The sequence below is a fragment of the Reyranella humidisoli genome (assembly GCF_019039055.1).
Classification (GTDB): Bacteria; Pseudomonadota; Alphaproteobacteria; order Reyranellales; family Reyranellaceae; genus Reyranella; species Reyranella humidisoli.
This window is the reverse complement of record NZ_JAHOPB010000001.1, coordinates 347673-363652: the sequence shown is the minus strand read 5'-3', so window position 1 is coordinate 363652 and position 15980 is coordinate 347673. Positions and strand designations below refer to the sequence as shown.

Below are 15980 nucleotides of genomic sequence, written 5' to 3'. Positions count from 1 at the left end.
GAGGGAGGACATCATGGCAAAGCGAACCGTCGAGAATCCGCAGGCGATGAAGGCGCTGGTCGGTCAGGAGCTGGGGGTCAGCGACTGGCTGGTCATGACACAGGAACGCATCAACACATTCGCCGAAGCAAGCGGCGATCATCAATGGATCCATGTCGACGTCGAGCGCTGCAAGACGGACATGCCGGACGGGAAGACCATCGCGCACGGCAATCTTACCTTTGCCGTGATCTCCACCTTCGCCCGCGATGTCCTCAAGATCGACAATATGCGGAACGGCATCAACTACGGATCGAACAAGGTGCGCTACACCAGCCCCGTGCAGGTTGGGGCGCGCATCCGCGGCCGCCAGAAGCTGCTCGCCGCCGACGACATGCCGAACGGCGGCATTCGCATGACATACCAGTGGACCGTCGAGATCGAGGGCCAGGAACGTCCGGCCTGTGTTGCCGAGACCATGAGCATCGCCTACGCCAAAACGTAAGCCTACTTCCGCTTCAGATAGTCGACCGCGAGATAGCTGAGCGCGCGCACGCCGTACTTGAGTGCGGGCTCGTCGACACGGAAGAGCGGCGAATGGTTCGCCGGCGCCTGCAGCGGGTCGACGTCCGGTGGCACGACGCCCAGGAAGAAGAACATGCCCGGCACGACCTGGGCGAGATACGAGAAATCCTCGGCGCCCATCACCGGGCGCACCTCGGTGACGCGCTGGGTATCGAGACCGTTCTTCAGGCTGTTAGTGCCCCAGTCGGTGAGCGGCGGATCGTTGTAGGTCACCGGCACGCCGTCGAAGACCGTGACGGTGGCCTTGGCGCCGGCGGCATCGGCGATGGCGCCGGCGGTCTTTTCGATGCGCTTCCGGATATCTGTACGCACGCCCTCATCGTGGGTGCGGATGGTGCCTTCCATGGCGACCGAGTCGGGCAGGATGTTGTTGCGCACGCCGCCATGGATGGTCGAGATCGAGATCACCGCCGGCGACAGGGTGGGATCGAGCTGACGGCTGACGATGGTCTGCAACGCCAGGATGATCTGCGCCGAGGTGACGACGGGATCGATGCCGCGCCACGGCTGCGAGCCGTGCGTCTGGCGGCCCTCGACGTCGATCTTGAGGCGATCGGCGCTCGCCATCAGCCCGCCGGGACGGAGCGCAATCACGCCCGAGCGGATGCCCGAGGTGACGTGCAGGCCGAACACGGCGGACGGCGCCGGATTCTGCATGCAGCCGTCGGCGATCATCGCCTCGGCGCCGCTCGGGCGACCGTCGTTGGAGCCTTCCTCGTTGGGCTGGAAGATCAGCTTAACCGTGCCCGGGATCTCGTCCTTCATGCCGGCCAGGATCTCGGCCACACCCATCAGGATGGCGACGTGGCAATCGTGGCCGCAGGCATGCATCACCGGAACGGTCTGCCCGAGATACTGCTGCTTGGCCTTTGACGCGAAGGGCAGGTCGACCTTCTCCTCGACGGGCAGCGCATCCATGTCGGCCCGCAGCGCCACGACGCCGCCGGGCTTGCCGCCTCTCAGCACGCCCACGACGCCGGTGATCCCGACGCCCGTCTTCACCTCGTAGCCGAGCTTCTTCAGGTGCTCGGCGGCGAGCGCGGCGGTGCGCGTCTCCTGATAGGAAAGCTCCGGGTGCTCGTGAATGTCGCGCCGCCACGCGATGACCTTGTCCTCGATCTCGAGGGCAGCCGCGGAAATGCGCTCGGAGAGTTCGTTGCCGGTGGTGATGTCGTTCATGCCGTGAGTGTCGTAGACGGCGGGGCAGGTGTGCAAGGACTTACCATCCTTGCTTTCGTCGCGGGCGCTTGTGAACTCTTCCCGAGTCAGTACAGGACACCGTCGCAAAACGAATCGTCTAGAGCCTGCAGGCGATGAAGGCGCTGGTCGGTCAGGAGCTGGCGCAACTCAGAAGGGCCAATCGCCCTAAAGCTCGTCCGCCGGCAGCGACAGTTTCGGATCAGCACCGTGCAGCTGCAGATGAGCGCGCGCCTGCGGCAGGGTCTGGAGGAAGCGGTCGATACACCGCTGGATGTCATCCAGCACTTGCGGCTCTGCAACAACGATACGCTGCGCGCGCTGGAGCGATTTCAGAAGCAAGGTTGCCGCCGCGATCGGCTTGATCAGTCCCCTGTCGACCTCTACGCCCAGCTCGGTGGGCGGGCGGAGATTGGCGAAGGAAGGCAGCTCGTAGGTCATCACCTCGAACTGCAAATCGCGATTGTCTGCCATCCTGTGAAAGATACGCAGCTTCTTCTCGAGATCGATCATCCGCCAGAAGACGGACTGGACCGTCAGCGGTTCCGGGACCTCATGGGCGCCCTCGGTTGCAATAGCGTCCAGGGCTTTCTCAACGTCGTCGGGTGTGGGCATCGTGTTCACCTCGTGGTGAAACAAGCACCGGCGCGGTGAATAGTCCACTGACCGAATTTGTGAATTTGGAAGGCTGTTTGGGGAAAACGTCCGCACCCGGGCGCTGCAGCATCCCGGCCGGCAAAGCTGACGGCGAGTTGCGAGGTAGGGCGAAGCGTCAGGCGGAGTGGAACTTCCGGAAAGGAATGACGTTTCACACGCGGCTCGACGAGCGTCGGCCTCGCGAGGAGAGTCATGACGGGTACGAGATCGATCTCAAGTTCATTCCTTTCGCGTCTGGCCACTGCCGTTCTGTGCCTGGGCCTGGCGTCGTGTGGGTACAACAATATCCCGACGCTCGAGGAGCAAGCGAAAGCGAAGTGGGGCGACGTCCAGAACAACTACCAACGTCGTGCAGACTTGATTCCGAATTTGGTCGCGACGGTTCAAGGCTATGCCAAGCAGGAGAAAGACGTGTTGACCGCCGTGGTCGAGGCCCGTGCGAAGGCCACCCAGACCAGGATCGACGTGTCCCAGCTCACCGATCCGGAAAAGGTGAAGCAGTTTCAGGATGCGCAGAACCAGCTCTCGGGCGCCCTGGGCCGGCTGATCGCCATCAGCGAGAATTATCCGGACCTCAAATCGAACCAGAACTTCCTGGCGATGCAGTCGCAGCTCGAGGGCACGGAGAATCGCATTACCGTCGCGCGCCGCGACTACATCGAAGCCGTACGGGCTTACAATACCGAGCTCAGGACCTTTCCCGGCATGCTGTGGGCAATGACCGCATTCCGGTCGAACAAGCCGATGGCTGAATTCACCGCCAGCGATACCGCCCAGACGCCACCGACCGTCAAGTTCTGATCGTCGACCATGCGTCCTGGTCGCTCGAGAACAGGCGCGTGGATCGCGGGCTTGGCGCTGTCCCTGTTGTTCGGGTGGGCCGCCTTCGCGGCCAATTTCCCGCCATTGACCGGCAGGGTCGTCGACGAAGCCCACATCTTGCCGGCGACCGCTGTCGCAGATCTGCAGTCCAAGCTCGCCGACCTCGAATCGAGGTCGGGTATCCAGCTCGTTGTCGCCACGGTGAGTTCGCTCGACGGCCAGGAAATCGAGCCGTACGCCAACGAATTGTTTCGGACCTGGAAGCTCGGCGACAAGACGAGCAACAATGGTGTGTTGCTTCTGGTGGCGCCCAACCAGAAGCGCGTCCGGATCGAGGTTGGGTACGGTCTCGAGGGAACGCTGACCGATGCGCTATCGAAGGTGATCATCACCAATGCGATCGCCCCGCGTTTCAAGACAGGCGATTTCGCCGGAGGCATAACGCGCGGCGTCGATGACATCATCATCGTCCTGACGACCGATTCCTCGGAATGGCAGCAGCGTCCCTCGCTGCGTGTCGACAGCGAACCGGCCTCGGCTCCTGTGAACTGGCTCGTCATCGTCGTCATCATCGCGGTGATCGGGTTGATGATCGTGTCGCCGGCCTTCCGGTGGCTGGTGATCGGCATGCTGATGAGCGGGCGGGGCGGCGGATCGGGCGGAGGGGGATCTTCCAGGGGCGGCGGCGGGTTCTCAGGCCGCGGGGGCTCTTCCGGCGGCGGCGGAGCGTCAGGGAGCTGGTGATGGAATTGAGCGAACAGGACCGCGCGCGCATCTCCTCCGCCATCCACGCCAGCGAGGCTCGTACGACGGGTGAGATCGTCTGCGTACTGGCCAGGACCTCGTCGTCGGAAGCAGTCGGCGTGCCTGTGATGCTGGCAGCGGTCATTGCGCTGGCGCTACCGTGGATGTTGATGAGCTTTACGGCGGCACCGCTGCAACTGATATTGTCGCTGCAGGTTCTGGCCTTCTTCGGTTCGCTTGCGGTCTTCTGCCTGCCACGTGTGCGCGTGGCGCTTCTGCCTCGAGCGGCGAGGCGTGCTCTCGCCCACCGCGCGGCCATGGAGCAGTTCGTGGGTCGCGGCATCGCGCGAACACGAGAGAGGACCGGCATCCTGATCTTCGTCTCGTTGGCCGAGCGCTACGCTCGCATTATCGCTGACGAGGGCATTGCCAGCCGCGTTCCCCGGGAGGAGTGGCAGGGCGCGATCGATATCTTGAGAGGCCACATGCGGGAAGGCCACATTGCCGACGGCTTTGTCACGGCGATCGATCGGTGCAGTGCCGTCCTGGCGGCTCATTTCCCATTGGTCGAAGGGGAACGCAGCGAGCTGCCAAATCGGATCTATCTGATCTGAAAGTCCACGCTTGGCCGGAGGGGCACGATCTGTGCGGGCCATCGTGGTTCTCTCCCGCGAGGACTGGCCCGGGAATCGGGCCTATTCTCCAGGGCTCAAGCCCTGGAGAGAAGGTTCGCAGAATGAATGGCGGACAGGGCGGGATTCGAACCCGCGGTGGCTGTTACACCACGCACGCTTTCCAAGCGTGTGCCTTAAACCGCTCGGCCACCTGTCCGGGAAGCGCGGTCGGCCGCTCTTATACATCGGTGGATGGTTTGGGCAACGTCCTTCCCCGGTCCCGGCGGCTTGGTTAGGGTCCGCCCGTCGGAGCGGTGCCTGGGGGAGTAATGGTCGTGTTTCGTGCCCTGGGCTGGCTGCTGCTGGCCCTGGCTGTCGCAGTGGTCGTGCACGACCTGCTCACCTGGTGGTCCGAGGGGAGCTACCCCTTTTCGACCCTGGGAAGCCTCTGGTCGCACCTCGACCCGTCCTCGCTCGGCAACACCCAGACATCGGCGCGGCGCCATCTCTCGGGCATCCTGTGGACGTGGATGATGCGGCCGCTGCTCACGGTGCCGGCGGTGCCGGCCTTCCTCGTGCTGGGTTTCGCCCTGGTCTGGATCGGCCGCCGCGATGGCGGCCGTACGGAGCCGGGCTTTCTCGCGGGCTCGCGCCCCCGCCGACGCCGCGGCGGGCTCTCCTAGAGTCTTTCCGACATGGATTGAGCTGCAGGGATCAATTGCTTCCCCATTCAAATGGGGAAGTGCCCCGTCATACGGGGCGATGGGGTCATGGGCATCGCGAAGGCCATGACCCCTCCGTCGGCGTAAGACGCCGCTACCTCCCCATTTGAATGGGGAGGAAGGTGGTTCCGCTCACCGATTGTCCATCTTGAGGGCGGCGATGAAGGCCGACTGCGGGATCTCGACCTCGCCGATCTGCCGCATCCGCTTCTTGCCCTTCTTCTGCTTCTCCAGGAGCTTCTTCTTGCGGCTGATATCGCCGCCATAGCACTTGGCCAGCACGTCCTTGCGCATCGGGCTGATCGTCTCGCGCGCGATCACCCGGCCGCCGATCGCGGCCTGGATGGCGATCTTGAAGAGCTGGCGCGGGATCAGGTCCTTCAGCCGCTCGCAGAGCTGGCGGCCGCGGCTCTCGGCGGCGTTCTTGTGCACGATCATCGACAGCGCATCGACCGGCTCGGCGTTCACCAGGATGGCGAGCTTCACCAGCTCGCTCTCCTCGTAGCCGTCCATCTCGTAGTCGAAGCTGGCATAGCCGCGCGTCATCGACTTCAGCCGGTCGTAGAAGTCGAACACGACCTCGTTCAGTGGCAGGCGATAGACGGCCATGGCGCGCGTGCCGGCATAGGTGAGCTCGATCTGCTGGCCGCGGCGCTCCTGGCAGAGCGTCAGCACGGAACCGAGATGCTCGTCGGGCGTGATGATCGTGGCCTTGATCCACGGCTCCTGCATCGTCTCGATCTTCATCGGATCGGGATAGTCCGCGGGGTTGTGCAGTTCCATCGACGTACCGTCGACCATCGCGACCTTGTAGACGACCGAGGGGGCCGTCGTGACCAGGTCGAGGTTGAACTCGCGCTCCAGCCGCTCCTGCACGATCTCCAGATGCAGCAGGCCCAGGAAGCCGCAACGGAAGCCGAAGCCCAGCGCCGCGCTGGTCTCGGCCTCGAAATGGAACGAGGAGTCGTTGAGGCGCAGCTTGGACAGCGACTCGCGCAGCGTCTCGAACTCGGCCGCGTCGGCGGGGAACAGGCCGCAGAACACCACCGGCACGCTGGGCTTGAAGCCCGACAGCATCTCGGTCGCGGGCTTGCGGTCGTCGGTGATCGTGTCGCCGACCTTGCAGTCGGCGATGGTCTTGATGCCGGCGATGATGAAGCCGATCTCGCCGGGACCGAGTTCGGCCACGTCGGTCGCCTTGGGCGCGAAGATGCCGACCTTGTCGAGGTCGTAGGCCGCGGCCGCCGCCATCATGCGGATCTTCATGCCACGGCGCAGCACGCCGTCCTGCACGCGGACCAGCGTCACCACGCCGAGGTACGGGTCGTACCAGCTGTCGACCAGCAGGGCCTTCAGCGGGGCGTCGCGCTCGCCCTTGGGCGCCGGCAGGCGCTTGACCATCGCCTCGAGCAGCTCGTCGATGCCGAGGCCGGTCTTGGCCGACACCTTCACCGCCTCCGACGTGTCGATGCCGACCACGTCCTCGATCTCGCGGCAGACCCGCTCCGGATCGGCGGACGGCAGATCGATCTTGTTCAGGACCGGGATGATCTCGTGATTGACCTCGATGGCGTGATAGGCGTTGGCCAGCGTCTGCGCCTCGACGCCCTGGCTGGCGTCGACCACCAGCAGCGAGCCCTCGCAGGCGGCCAGCGAGCGGCTCACCTCGTAGGCGAAGTCGACATGGCCCGGCGTGTCCATCAGGTTCAGCACGTAGGTCTTGCCGTCCTGTGCCTTGTAGTTGAGGCGCACGGTCTGTGCCTTGATGGTGATGCCGCGCTCGCGCTCGATGTCCATCGAGTCGAGCATCTGGTCGTGGAACTCGCGCTCCGTCACCGCCCCGCAGGCCAGCAGCAGCCGGTCGGCCAGCGTGCTCTTGCCGTGGTCGATGTGAGCGATGATCGAGAAATTGCGAATCAGCGACAGGTCGGTCATTTCACCCTAACCACGCAGCACGGCGCCTGTGACCTTGGTCACCTGCGCCACGATCTTGTTGCACACGGCCTCGATCTCGGCGTCGGTCAGCGTCCGTTCCATCGGCTGCAAGGTCACCGCGATGGCCAGCGACTTCTGGCCCTCGGGCACGCCCTTGCCGGCATAGACATCGAACACGCGCGCCGCCGTGATCAGCAGCTTGTCGGCGTTGCGCGCGGCGCGCACCAGCTTCTCCGCCTCGACGCTGGCGTCCACGAGGAACGCGAAGTCGCGCTCGACCGGCTGGAACGGCGAGAGGACCAGCTTCGGCCGCGCCTTGGTGGCCTTCGCCTTGGGCAGCGGCGGCGCATCGAGGAACACCTCGAAGGCGGTCACCGGTCCCTTGAGGTCGGCTTCCGCGACAATCTCGGGATGCAGCTCGCCGAAGTAAGCCATCACGCGGTCGCCGAGCTTCAGCGCGCCGGAGCGGCCGGGATGGTACCAGTCCGGCGCCGAACCGCCATAGGCGGCGATCGTGTCGGGCGCGCCGATCGCGGCCAGCACCGCCAGCGCATCGGCCTTGGCGTCGAACGCATCGACCGTGCGGGCAGGGCCCGCCCAGTTGCGCGGCACCGCGCTGTGATGGCGGATGCCGGAGGCGACCATGCGCTGGCCCTGCGGCGTCGCATCCTTGTACTGCGGACCGACCTCGAACAGCGCCGGGTCGGCGAGGCCGCGCGCCTCGTTGCGCGACGCTGCATCGATCAGGTTTGGCAGGATCGAGGGCCGCATCGTGTCGAGCGTCGCGTCGATCGAGTTCAGGAGCTGCAGGTCGGCCTGGCCGCCGCCGAAGCGCTCGGCCTTGCGGCGCGGCAGGAACGACCAGGTGACGGCCTCGTTCAGCCCGCGCGCGGCCAGCGCCCGGCGGGCCTGCGGCACGCGCCGCTGCATGGCGTCGCGCACCGGCTTTGACGTCGTCGACAGGCGCGGCAGCGAGGTGGTGGGAATGCGGTCGAAGCCGAAGACGCGCGTGACTTCTTCGACGAGGTCCGCCTCGCCCACGATGTCGGGACGCCACGACGGGACGGCGGCGGTCCACGGGCCGCTGCCGTTCACCTCGAAACCCAGCTTCTTCAGGATCGAGGCGGTGTCGGCGTCGGGCACGTCGATGCCGGTCAGGGTCTTCACGCGATCGGCGCGCAGGTCGTAGCGGCGCTGCCAGGCCGGCATCACGCCGCTCGACACGATCTCGCTGCACTCGCCGCCGCAGAGTTCGAGGATCAGGCGCGTCGCCACCTCGGCGCCCCACCAGCAGGACTCCGGATCGATGCCGCGCTCGTTGCGGTAGCGTGCGTCCGACAGGATGCCGAGCTTGCGGCCCGAGGCGGCGATGCCGATCGGTTGGAAGTAGGCGGCCTCGAGGAACACGGTGGTGGTCTCGGGCTGAACGCCGGTCTCCTCGCCGCCCATGATGCCGCCGATGCCGTGCACGGCCTTGTCGTCGGCGATCACCGACACCGCGGGATCGAGCGTGTAGGTGCGGCCGTCGAGCGCCAGCGTCTGCTCGCCCTCGCGCGCCTGGCGCATGACGAGGTCGCCCGACAGCTTCGCGGCGTCATAGACGTGCAGCGGCCGGTTGAGGTCGAAGGTCACGAGGTTGGTGATGTCGACCAGCGCCGAGATCGGGCGCAGGCCGATCGCCTTCAGCCGGCGCTGCAGCCAGTCGGGCGAGGGGCCGTTCTTCACGCCGCGGAAATGGCGGCCGACCACGATCGGGCAGGGGCTGTCGGGCTTGGCCTCGTAGCCGTGCGTCCACTTCACCGGGCTCTGGTAGGTGCCCTTGATCGCGTCGGCCTTCACCGGCTTCAGCGTGCCGAGGCCGGCGGCGGCGAGGTCGCGCGCGATGCCGTGCACGCCCAGGCAATCGCCGCGGTTGGGCGTCACCTTGATCTCGATCACCGCGTCGTCGAGGCCGAGCGCCTGGGCCGCGGGGATGCCGGTCACGGTCTCGGCCGGCAGGTCGATGATGCCGCTATGGTCGTCGCCGAGCTGCAGCTCGCGCGAGGAGCAGAGCATGCCGTTCGACTCCTCGCCGCGGATCTTGCCGACCTTGAGATGGAGGTCGGTGCCGGGAATGTAGCTGCCCGGCGGTGCGAAGATGCCCTTCATGCCGGTGCGCGCGTTGGGCGCGCCGCAGACGACCTGGACGATGCCGGCGCCGGTGTCGACCTTGCAGACGCGCAGGCGGTCGGCGTTCGGGTGCTGCACCGCCTCGACGACGTAGCCTACGACGAAGCCCTTCAGCGCCTCTGCCGGATCGGTAATGCCCTCGACCTCGAGGCCGAGCATGGTCAGCGCGTCGCGCACCTCGGTGAGGGTCGCGGTGGTGTCGAGATGCTCCTTGAGCCAGGACAGGGTGAATTTCATTTCACGGCCTCCAGAGCCGAGAAGCCGTAGTGGCGCAGCCAGCGCAGGTCGGCGTCGAAGAAGGCGCGCAGGTCGGGGATGCCGTACTTCAGCATGGCGATGCGATCGATGCCCATGCCGAAGGCGAAGCCCTGATAGACGGCGGGATCGAGGCCGCAATTGGCGATGACGTTGGGGTGCACCATGCCCGAGCCCAGGATCTCCAGCCATGAATCGCCGGCGCCGATCTTCAGTTCGCCGTCCTTCCACGAGCAGCCGATGTCGACCTCGGCCGACGGTTCGGTGAACGGGAAGTAGGACGGGCGGAAGCGCAGCGGCAGGTCGTCGACCTCGAAGAAGGCGCGGCAGAAATCGACCAGGCAGCCCTTGAGATGGCCCATGTGGGTCGTGCGGTCGATCACCAGGCCCTCGACCTGGTGGAACATCGGCGTGTGCGTGGCGTCGCTGTCGATGCGGAAGGTGCGGCCGGGCACGATGATGCGCAGCGAGCCGCCGTCGGCCAGCCGCTTCTGCACGTCCTTGCTCAGCATGGTGCGCGCCTGCACCGGAGACGTATGTGTGCGCAGCACCATCGGCGTGCCGTCGGCGCGTGGCGGCAGGTAGAACGTGTCCTGCATCTGGCGCGCGGGATGATCCGGCGGGATGTTGAGGGCGGTGAAGTTGTGCCAGTCGTCCTCGATGTCGGGACCGTCGGCCCAGGTGAAGCCCATCTCGCCGAAGATGGCGCCGACCTCGTCCATCACCTGGCCGATCGGATGCAGCGACCCTTCGGCCGCGGGACGGGCGGGCAGGGTGACGTCGATCTTCTCGGAAGCGAGCCGGGCTTCCAGCGCCGAGGCGCTGAGCGAGCCCTTGCGGGCGTCGAGCGCGGCCTCGATCTCGCCCTTGAGCTGGTTCACGCGGGCGCCGAATTCCTTGCGCTGCTCGGGCGCGAGCCCGCCCAGCGTCTTCATCAGGCCGGTGACGCTGCCCTTCTTGCCGAGCACGGCCACGCGGGCGGCCTCCAGCGCGCCGAGATCGGCGGCGGCCTGCACGGCGTCGAGCGCCTCGCTGCGAATCGTCGAAAGATCGTCCATCTTTCCCACTCTCGAAACCGAACACGAAAAAAGGGAGCCTGTGGTCCAGGCTCCCTCTTTGCGATCTCTGCCAGCCGCGCGTTACGCGCGGAAGACGTTACTTGAGGGCGGCCTGGGCCTGATCGACCAAAGCCTTGAACGCCGCAGGCTCCCGGGTGGCGAGATCGGCCATGACCTTGCGGTCCATCTCGATCCCGGCCTTGATGATGCCGTTCATGAACTGCGAATAGGTCATGCCATGCTCGCGGGTCGCAGCGTTGATGCGCTGGATCCAGAGGCCACGGAACGCGCGCTTCTTGTTGCGGCGGTCGCGGTAGGCATACTGAAGGCCCTTTTCGACCTTCTCGATGCCGACGCGGAACGCCGCCTTGGCGCGGCCGCGATAGCCCTTGGCGAGCTTGAGAACCTTCTTGTGACGAGCGTGTGCAGCCACGCCCCGCTTTACGCGTGCCATGGTCTACCTCTCGTACGGGAAGAAGTTGCGCTTGAGGATGCGGGTGTCGGGATCGGACACGATGGCCATGCCGGTCGCCTGGCGGAGGAAGCGGTTGCCCCGCTTGCTCATGCCGTGGCGCTTGCCCGCCACTCCATGCTTCGCTTTACCCGAGGCCGTGAAGCGGAATCGCTTCTTGGCCGCGCTCTTGGTCTTCATCTTGGGCATTTTTGTTCCTTTTCAAAGGGTTAGCGCTTGCGCGCCGGTCCCGGCCCCCTGTGTGAACAGACGGCCGAAAGGTCCTTACGAAGCAGCCGAGGCAATGCCCTTATTGGCCAAGCCGCTTGAAGGAACGGGGCTTATACAGAGGCGGCCCGGTCCGTGCAAGCACGCCGGGATCGGGCAGAATGCCCATTTGACGGGGGATTTTCGCATGAAACTGGCAGGCAAGGTGGCTCTGGTAACGGGCGCCCAGCAGGGCATCGGGGCGGCCATCGCCCGGGCGCTGGCGGGCGAGGGCGCGAACGTGGCGGTGAGCTGGCTCGACGACCGTCCGGCCGCCGAGGCGGTGGCGCGGGACATCGCCCAGCTCGGCCGGCAGGCCTATCTCCTCAAGGCCGACGTCTCGAAGGTCGCCGAGATCGAGGCGATGGTCGCCGAGACCGTGAAGGTGCTGGGGCCGCCCGACATCCTGGTGAACAATGCCGGCGTCTATCCGCGCGTGCCGCTGCTCGAGATGCGCGAGAGCGACTGGGATTACCTGATGGACATCAACCTGAAGGCCGGCTGCTTCGCCACCATCGCCGTCGCCCGGGCGCTGATCGCCGCCCGCCGGACCGGCGGCTCGATCATCAACCTGTCGTCCCAGTCGGTGCGCGGCGCGGTGCGCGGCGTCCATTACAGCGCCAGCAAGGGTGGCATCGTCTCGATGACGCGGGCGATGGCGCTCGAACTGGCGCCGCACGGCATCCGCGTCAACGCCATCGCGCCCGGCACCACCGACACCGCCCAGCCGCGCTACGGCAACACCGACGCCGAACTGGTCGAGATGGCGCGCGCCAACATCCCGCTGGGCGGCAAGCTGCTGACGCCCGAGCAGATCGCGCGCACGGCGGTCTTCCTGGCCTCGGACGATTCCGATGCCACCACGGGACAGGTGCTGCACGTCAACGGCGGGGCGTACATGCCCTGAGCCGCAACGTTCGGCATGTCGACGCGTTGTCCGGGCGGCGAAAGCTGCAACCGCCGGGGGCTGGGCACGATGAGGACCATGAGTTTGTTGTTCCTGGCCGTGCTTGCGGCCTCTGCCGCGCAGGCGCAAAGCCCGTCTCAGGCCCAATCCCTGGCGCCTCTGCCGTCAAACCCCTCGGCGATCCGGCTCGATCCCCCCATCGCACCGCCGGCGAATGCGGTGGCGGCGGCCACGCCGATCACCGCTCTCTCGAGTTCCAGCAGGGCCCGAGAGCATCCCGGGATGCAGTACCTCTTGATGAAGACCGTGGTGGCGCAGTCGATCGGCGTTCTGAAGACGCGCGCGCTTCCCGTGGAGGCCGGCGGCTACAATCTCTTGAAGTACTGCTGGACGCCCGCCAACGTGCTGGGCGACTGGGGCGAGAGTGCGGGCCTGACCGGGGAGATGGTGGTGCGGGCGCTGGAGACCCTGTCCTGGTCGCGCGACCTCGCGCGGGCAGGATATGCCGAGGCGCCGGTCGCCGAAGCCATCGGCCGCTACGAAGCTGCGCTGGTCGCGGCAAACTTCGCCGAGGCCACGCACGTGCGCGCGCTCGATGCGCTGCGCGCCGAACTCGAATCCCTGCAGATGCGCACGCCGGGTTCGTCGGAGATCGTGGTGCGCGCCCGCTGCAACCAGCAGCCCTCGTCGTTCGCGCTGAACGTGGCGACCGCGCCGGAAGGCGGCCGGCCGCGATTCATTCCCTATGTGCTGCACCAGTTCTGCCTTGCGCAGCAGATCGATCCCGCCGATGCGGTGCGGTGCGACTACTGGAAATCCGCGAAGGCCGAGGCGCCGATGTCGTTCGCGGGCGAGACGGTCTACAGCGTGACCTGGCCGGAGAATGTCGTGACCACGGGGCGCTTCAACCCGGACGAGCAGCGCAGCACGGGAACGGTAACGCTACGGCAGCGGCCCCAGAAGAAGTAGGGGCCGCCCGCTCGCTGCGTACACGGCTGGCGTCACTTGGGCGCCAGCACCATGATCATCTGCCGGCCTTCCATGCGCGGCATCGACTCGATCTTGGTTTGCTCGTCCATCTCGCTGCGCACGCGGTTCAACACCTCCATGCCGAGGTTGGCGTGAACCATCTCGCGGCCGCGGAAGCGCAGGGTGACCTTGACCTTGTCGCCTTCCTCGATGAACCGCTTCATCGCGCGCATCTTCACTTCGTAATCGTGGTCGTCGATGTTCGGGCGCATCTTGATCTCTTTGACCTCGATGACCTTCTGGTGCTTGCGCGCGTCGTGGGCCTTCTTCTGGGCCTCGTACTTGTACTTGCCGTAGTCGGAAATCTTGGCGACCGGCGGCACGGCATTGGGCGAAATCTCGATCAGGTCGAGGTTCGCTTCTTCGGCCATCTCGATGGCTTCGCGCGTGCTCAGCACGCCGACCATTTCGCCGTTCTCGTCGATGAGACGGACTTGCGCGGCTCGGATTTCGGCATTGACGCGCGGACCCTCGCGGGTGGGCGCAGTCTGTTGGGCAGGTCGTGCTATGGCTTACTTCTCCTGTGATGAAGCCCCCTGTCGCGGGGCGGGTCGTGAGACCGGACCGCCCTAGAAGGGCGGCCGGGCCTCGTTTGAAAGTGTAGTGACGGCGGCCCCGAGTTCAAGGACCTCCTGCTTGTCCGAACCCAGCCGGCGGATCGCCACCGTGCGGTTTTCCATATCGCGCCGGCCGACCGCGAGGATCAGCGGCACGTGGGCCAGCGAGTGCTCGCGGACCTTGTAGTTGATCTTCTCGTTGCGCAGGTCGGTGTCGACCCGCATGCCGGCCGCCCGCAGCGCCGCGGCGACCTCCTCGGCATAGCCGTCGGCGTCGTTCACGACCGTAACCACCACCGCTTGCGTCGGCGCCAGCCAGAGCGGGAAGCGTCCGGCATAGTTCTCGATCAGGATGCCGATGATGCGCTCGAAACTGCCGAAGATGGCGCGGTGCAGCATGACGGGCCGCTTGCGCGAGCCGTCCTCGGCCACATAGGTCGCGTCCAGCCGCTCCGGCAGCACGAAATCGACCTGCAGCGTGCCGCACTGCCAGTCGCGGCCGATCGCGTCGCGCAGCACGAACTCCAGCTTGGGCCCGTAGAAGGCGCCCTCGCCCGGGTTGAGCTGGAGCTCTAGCCCTGCGGCCGTGGATGCCGCCTTGAGCGCGCCCTCGGCCTGGTCCCAGACCGCATCCGAGCCCGCCCGCACCGGCGGCCGGTCGGAGAACTTCACGAAGTAGTCGGGGAAGCCCAGGTCGCGGTAGATCGAGCCCAGCAGTTCGCAGAAGCGGATCGTCTCGCTCTCGATCTGGTCTTCGGTGCAGAAGATGTGGGCATCGTCCTGCGTGAAGTTGCGCACGCGCATGATGCCGTGCAGTGCGCCGGACGGCTCGAAGCGATGGCACGAGCCGAACTCGGCCATGCGCAGCGGCAGTTCGCGGTAGCTGCGGAGCCCCTGGTTGAAGATCTGAACGTGGCAGGGGCAGTTCATCGGCTTCAGCGCGAAGATGCGCTTCTCGTCATCGTCGATGAACTCGCGCAGGCCTTCCTCGTTCTCGCTGAGATACATGTTCTCGCGGAACTTCTCCCAGTGGCCCGAGGCCTCCCAGAGCTTGCGATCGACCAGCTGTGGCGTCTTCACTTCCTGGTAGCCGCCGGCATCCAGCCGGCGCCGGATGTAGCTCTCCAGCGTCCGCCAGAACGTCCAGCCCTTCGGGTGCCAGAACACCATGCCCGCGGCTTCTTCCTGCTGGTGGAAGAGGCCCATCTCGCGGCCGAGGCGGCGATGGTCGCGCTTCTCGGCCTCCTCGATGCGGTGCAGGTAGGCCTTCAGGTCCTTGTCGGAGAAGAAGACCGTGCCGTAGATGCGCTGGAGCTGGGCATTGTTGCGGTCGCCGCGCCAGTAGGCGCCCGACACCTTCGTCAGCTTGAACGCCTTGCCGAGCTTGCCCGTCGAGGGCAGGTGCGGGCCCAGGCACATGTCGAGCCAGTCGCCCTGCTTGTAGACCGAGATCTCCTCGTCCTGCGGCAGCTCGTCGGCCCACTCGGCTTTGAACTTCTCGCCGTGCTGGGCGAAGTAGTCCTTGATCTGCGCGCGGTCCCACACCGACCGCTCGATCGGCAGGTCGCGGTCGACGATCTCGGCCATGCGCTGCTCGATCTTCGCGAAGTCCTCCGGCGAGAAGGGCTGGTCGCGCACGAAGTCGTAGTAGAAGCCGTCCTCCGTCGAGGGGCCGAACGTGATCTGCGTGCCGGGAAAGAGTTCCTGCACCGCCTGCGCCAGCACGTGCGCCGCGTCGTGACGCAGCAGTTCCAGCGCATCGGGATCGCGCGACGTGACGATGCCGATTCTGGCATCGCGGTCGACCACATGGGCGAGGTCCACCATCTTGCCGTCCACGCGCAACGCCAGGGCCGCCTTGGCGAGGCCGGGGCCGATCGAGGCGGCGATGTCTGCGCCGCTGACCGGTTTGTCGAAGGACCGGACCGAACCGTCCGGCAGGGAAATATTGATCATTCTGTTCACCAACTAACGAAATTCCGAACGAAGCTCATCCGCCGACACGAACGGTCGGGCGCAAGCAGGCCGGGAA

16 protein-coding genes and 1 tRNA gene are annotated in these 15980 nt (G+C 66.1%); 7 read left to right on the top strand and 10 right to left on the bottom strand.

Annotation, left to right across the window (positions count from 1 at the left end; all coding sequences use genetic code 11):
• Positions 1-13 precede the first annotated feature (13 nt).
• Entirely contained in the window at positions 14-484 is a 471-nt protein-coding gene (locus KQ910_RS01810) for a MaoC family dehydratase (RefSeq protein ID WP_216956557.1), read from the top strand.
• Between the two features lie 2 nt (positions 485-486).
• Here KQ910_RS01810 and KQ910_RS01805 read toward each other — a convergent pair whose 3' ends face one another.
• Positions 487-1779: an amidohydrolase gene (locus tag KQ910_RS01805; RefSeq protein WP_216956554.1), complete on the bottom strand. Its 1293-nt coding sequence runs from the start codon at positions 1777-1779 to the stop codon at positions 487-489.
• Between the two features lie 150 nt (positions 1780-1929).
• Positions 1930-2376 (bottom strand): hypothetical protein, encoded by a 447-nt coding sequence (locus KQ910_RS01800; RefSeq protein WP_216956551.1) that lies wholly within the window; start codon positions 2374-2376, stop codon positions 1930-1932.
• A 234-nt stretch (positions 2377-2610) separates the two neighbouring features.
• On the opposite strand from KQ910_RS01800, the gene KQ910_RS01795 reads away from it, so the two are divergent.
• Genes KQ910_RS01795 through KQ910_RS01785 form a run of 3 tightly spaced genes read left to right on the top strand, consistent with a single transcriptional unit; the run spans position 2611 to position 4598 of the window.
• Positions 2611-3219, top strand: coding sequence for a LemA family protein (locus KQ910_RS01795; protein ID WP_216956548.1), 609 nt, complete (start codon positions 2611-2613; stop codon positions 3217-3219).
• Positions 3220-3228: 9 nt separating this feature from the next.
• Complete coding sequence (locus KQ910_RS01790; RefSeq protein WP_216956545.1) at positions 3229-3984, top strand: TPM domain-containing protein; 756 nt, start codon at positions 3229-3231, stop codon at positions 3982-3984.
• On the top strand, positions 3984-4598 hold the full coding sequence (locus KQ910_RS01785; RefSeq protein ID WP_216956542.1) for a TPM domain-containing protein: 615 nt from the start codon (positions 3984-3986) through the stop codon (positions 4596-4598). Before KQ910_RS01790 ends, KQ910_RS01785 begins: the two co-directional genes overlap by 1 nt.
• Positions 4599-4725: 127 nt before the next feature.
• Here KQ910_RS01785 and KQ910_RS01780 read toward each other — a convergent pair.
• A tRNA-Ser gene (locus KQ910_RS01780) sits at positions 4726-4815 on the bottom strand.
• Between the two features lie 118 nt (positions 4816-4933).
• Here KQ910_RS01780 and KQ910_RS01775 point away from each other — a divergent pair.
• Complete coding sequence (locus KQ910_RS01775) at positions 4934-5281, top strand: hypothetical protein (protein WP_216956539.1); 348 nt, start codon at positions 4934-4936, stop codon at positions 5279-5281.
• A gap of 171 nt (positions 5282-5452) precedes the next feature.
• On the opposite strand, the gene lepA is transcribed toward KQ910_RS01775, so the two are convergent.
• From lepA to rpmI, 5 genes are all read right to left on the bottom strand, one after another.
• On the bottom strand, positions 5453-7255 hold the full coding sequence (gene lepA / locus KQ910_RS01770; protein ID WP_216956535.1) for a translation elongation factor 4: 1803 nt from the start codon (positions 7253-7255) through the stop codon (positions 5453-5455).
• Between the two features lie 6 nt (positions 7256-7261).
• Entirely contained in the window at positions 7262-9661 is a 2400-nt protein-coding gene (gene pheT / locus KQ910_RS01765) for a phenylalanine--tRNA ligase subunit beta (protein ID WP_216956533.1), read from the bottom strand.
• A complete protein-coding gene (gene pheS, locus KQ910_RS01760) occupies positions 9658-10737 on the bottom strand; it encodes a phenylalanine--tRNA ligase subunit alpha (protein WP_216956530.1) in 1080 nt (359 codons plus the stop codon). The genes pheT and pheS overlap by 4 nt, the downstream gene beginning before the upstream one ends.
• A 97-nt stretch (positions 10738-10834) precedes the next feature.
• On the bottom strand, positions 10835-11191 hold the full coding sequence (rplT, locus tag KQ910_RS01755) for a 50S ribosomal protein L20 (RefSeq protein ID WP_068187875.1): 357 nt from the start codon (positions 11189-11191) through the stop codon (positions 10835-10837).
• 3 nt (positions 11192-11194) lie between these two features.
• Positions 11195-11398 carry a 50S ribosomal protein L35 gene (gene rpmI, locus KQ910_RS01750; protein WP_216956527.1) on the bottom strand — a complete coding sequence of 68 codons (204 nt, stop codon included), beginning with the start codon at positions 11396-11398 and terminating at the stop codon, positions 11195-11197.
• A gap of 205 nt (positions 11399-11603) precedes the next feature.
• Between rpmI and KQ910_RS01745 the strand changes: the two genes are divergently transcribed.
• Both KQ910_RS01745 and KQ910_RS01740 read left to right on the top strand, forming a co-directional pair.
• Positions 11604-12362 (top strand): SDR family NAD(P)-dependent oxidoreductase, encoded by a 759-nt coding sequence (locus KQ910_RS01745; RefSeq protein ID WP_216956524.1) that lies wholly within the window; start codon positions 11604-11606, stop codon positions 12360-12362.
• Between the two features lie 78 nt (positions 12363-12440).
• Positions 12441-13331, top strand: a complete 891-nt coding sequence (locus KQ910_RS01740; RefSeq protein WP_216956521.1) for a hypothetical protein — start codon at positions 12441-12443, stop codon at positions 13329-13331.
• A gap of 32 nt (positions 13332-13363) precedes the next feature.
• Here KQ910_RS01740 and infC read toward each other — a convergent pair whose 3' ends face one another.
• Both infC and thrS read right to left on the bottom strand, forming a co-directional pair.
• Positions 13364-13900 (bottom strand): translation initiation factor IF-3, encoded by a 537-nt coding sequence (gene infC / locus KQ910_RS01735; protein WP_216963489.1) that lies wholly within the window; start codon positions 13898-13900, stop codon positions 13364-13366.
• Between the two features lie 60 nt (positions 13901-13960).
• Entirely contained in the window at positions 13961-15904 is a 1944-nt protein-coding gene (gene thrS / locus KQ910_RS01730; RefSeq protein WP_216956519.1) for a threonine--tRNA ligase, read from the bottom strand.
• Positions 15905-15980: the final 76 nt, after the last annotated feature.

Coding starts and splice junctions, on each gene's coding strand:
- KQ910_RS01810 (WP_216956557.1), top strand. CDS start 14: ATGGCAAAGCGAACCGTCGAGAATCCGCAGGCGATGAAGGCGCTGGTC.
- KQ910_RS01800 (WP_216956551.1), bottom strand. CDS start 2,376: ATGCCCACACCCGACGACGTTGAGAAAGCCCTGGACGCTATTGCAACC.
- KQ910_RS01795 (WP_216956548.1), top strand. CDS start 2,611: ATGACGGGTACGAGATCGATCTCAAGTTCATTCCTTTCGCGTCTGGCC.
- KQ910_RS01790 (WP_216956545.1), top strand. CDS start 3,229: ATGCGTCCTGGTCGCTCGAGAACAGGCGCGTGGATCGCGGGCTTGGCG.
- KQ910_RS01785 (WP_216956542.1), top strand. CDS start 3,984: ATGGAATTGAGCGAACAGGACCGCGCGCGCATCTCCTCCGCCATCCAC.
- lepA (WP_216956535.1), bottom strand. CDS start 7,255: ATGACCGACCTGTCGCTGATTCGCAATTTCTCGATCATCGCTCACATC.
- pheT (WP_216956533.1), bottom strand. CDS start 9,661: ATGAAATTCACCCTGTCCTGGCTCAAGGAGCATCTCGACACCACCGCG.
- pheS (WP_216956530.1), bottom strand. CDS start 10,737: ATGGACGATCTTTCGACGATTCGCAGCGAGGCGCTCGACGCCGTGCAG.
- rplT (WP_068187875.1), bottom strand. CDS start 11,191: ATGGCACGCGTAAAGCGGGGCGTGGCTGCACACGCTCGTCACAAGAAG.
- rpmI (WP_216956527.1), bottom strand. CDS start 11,398: ATGCCCAAGATGAAGACCAAGAGCGCGGCCAAGAAGCGATTCCGCTTC.
- KQ910_RS01745 (WP_216956524.1), top strand. CDS start 11,604: ATGAAACTGGCAGGCAAGGTGGCTCTGGTAACGGGCGCCCAGCAGGGC.
- KQ910_RS01740 (WP_216956521.1), top strand. CDS start 12,441: ATGAGTTTGTTGTTCCTGGCCGTGCTTGCGGCCTCTGCCGCGCAGGCG.
- thrS (WP_216956519.1), bottom strand. CDS start 15,904: ATGATCAATATTTCCCTGCCGGACGGTTCGGTCCGGTCCTTCGACAAA.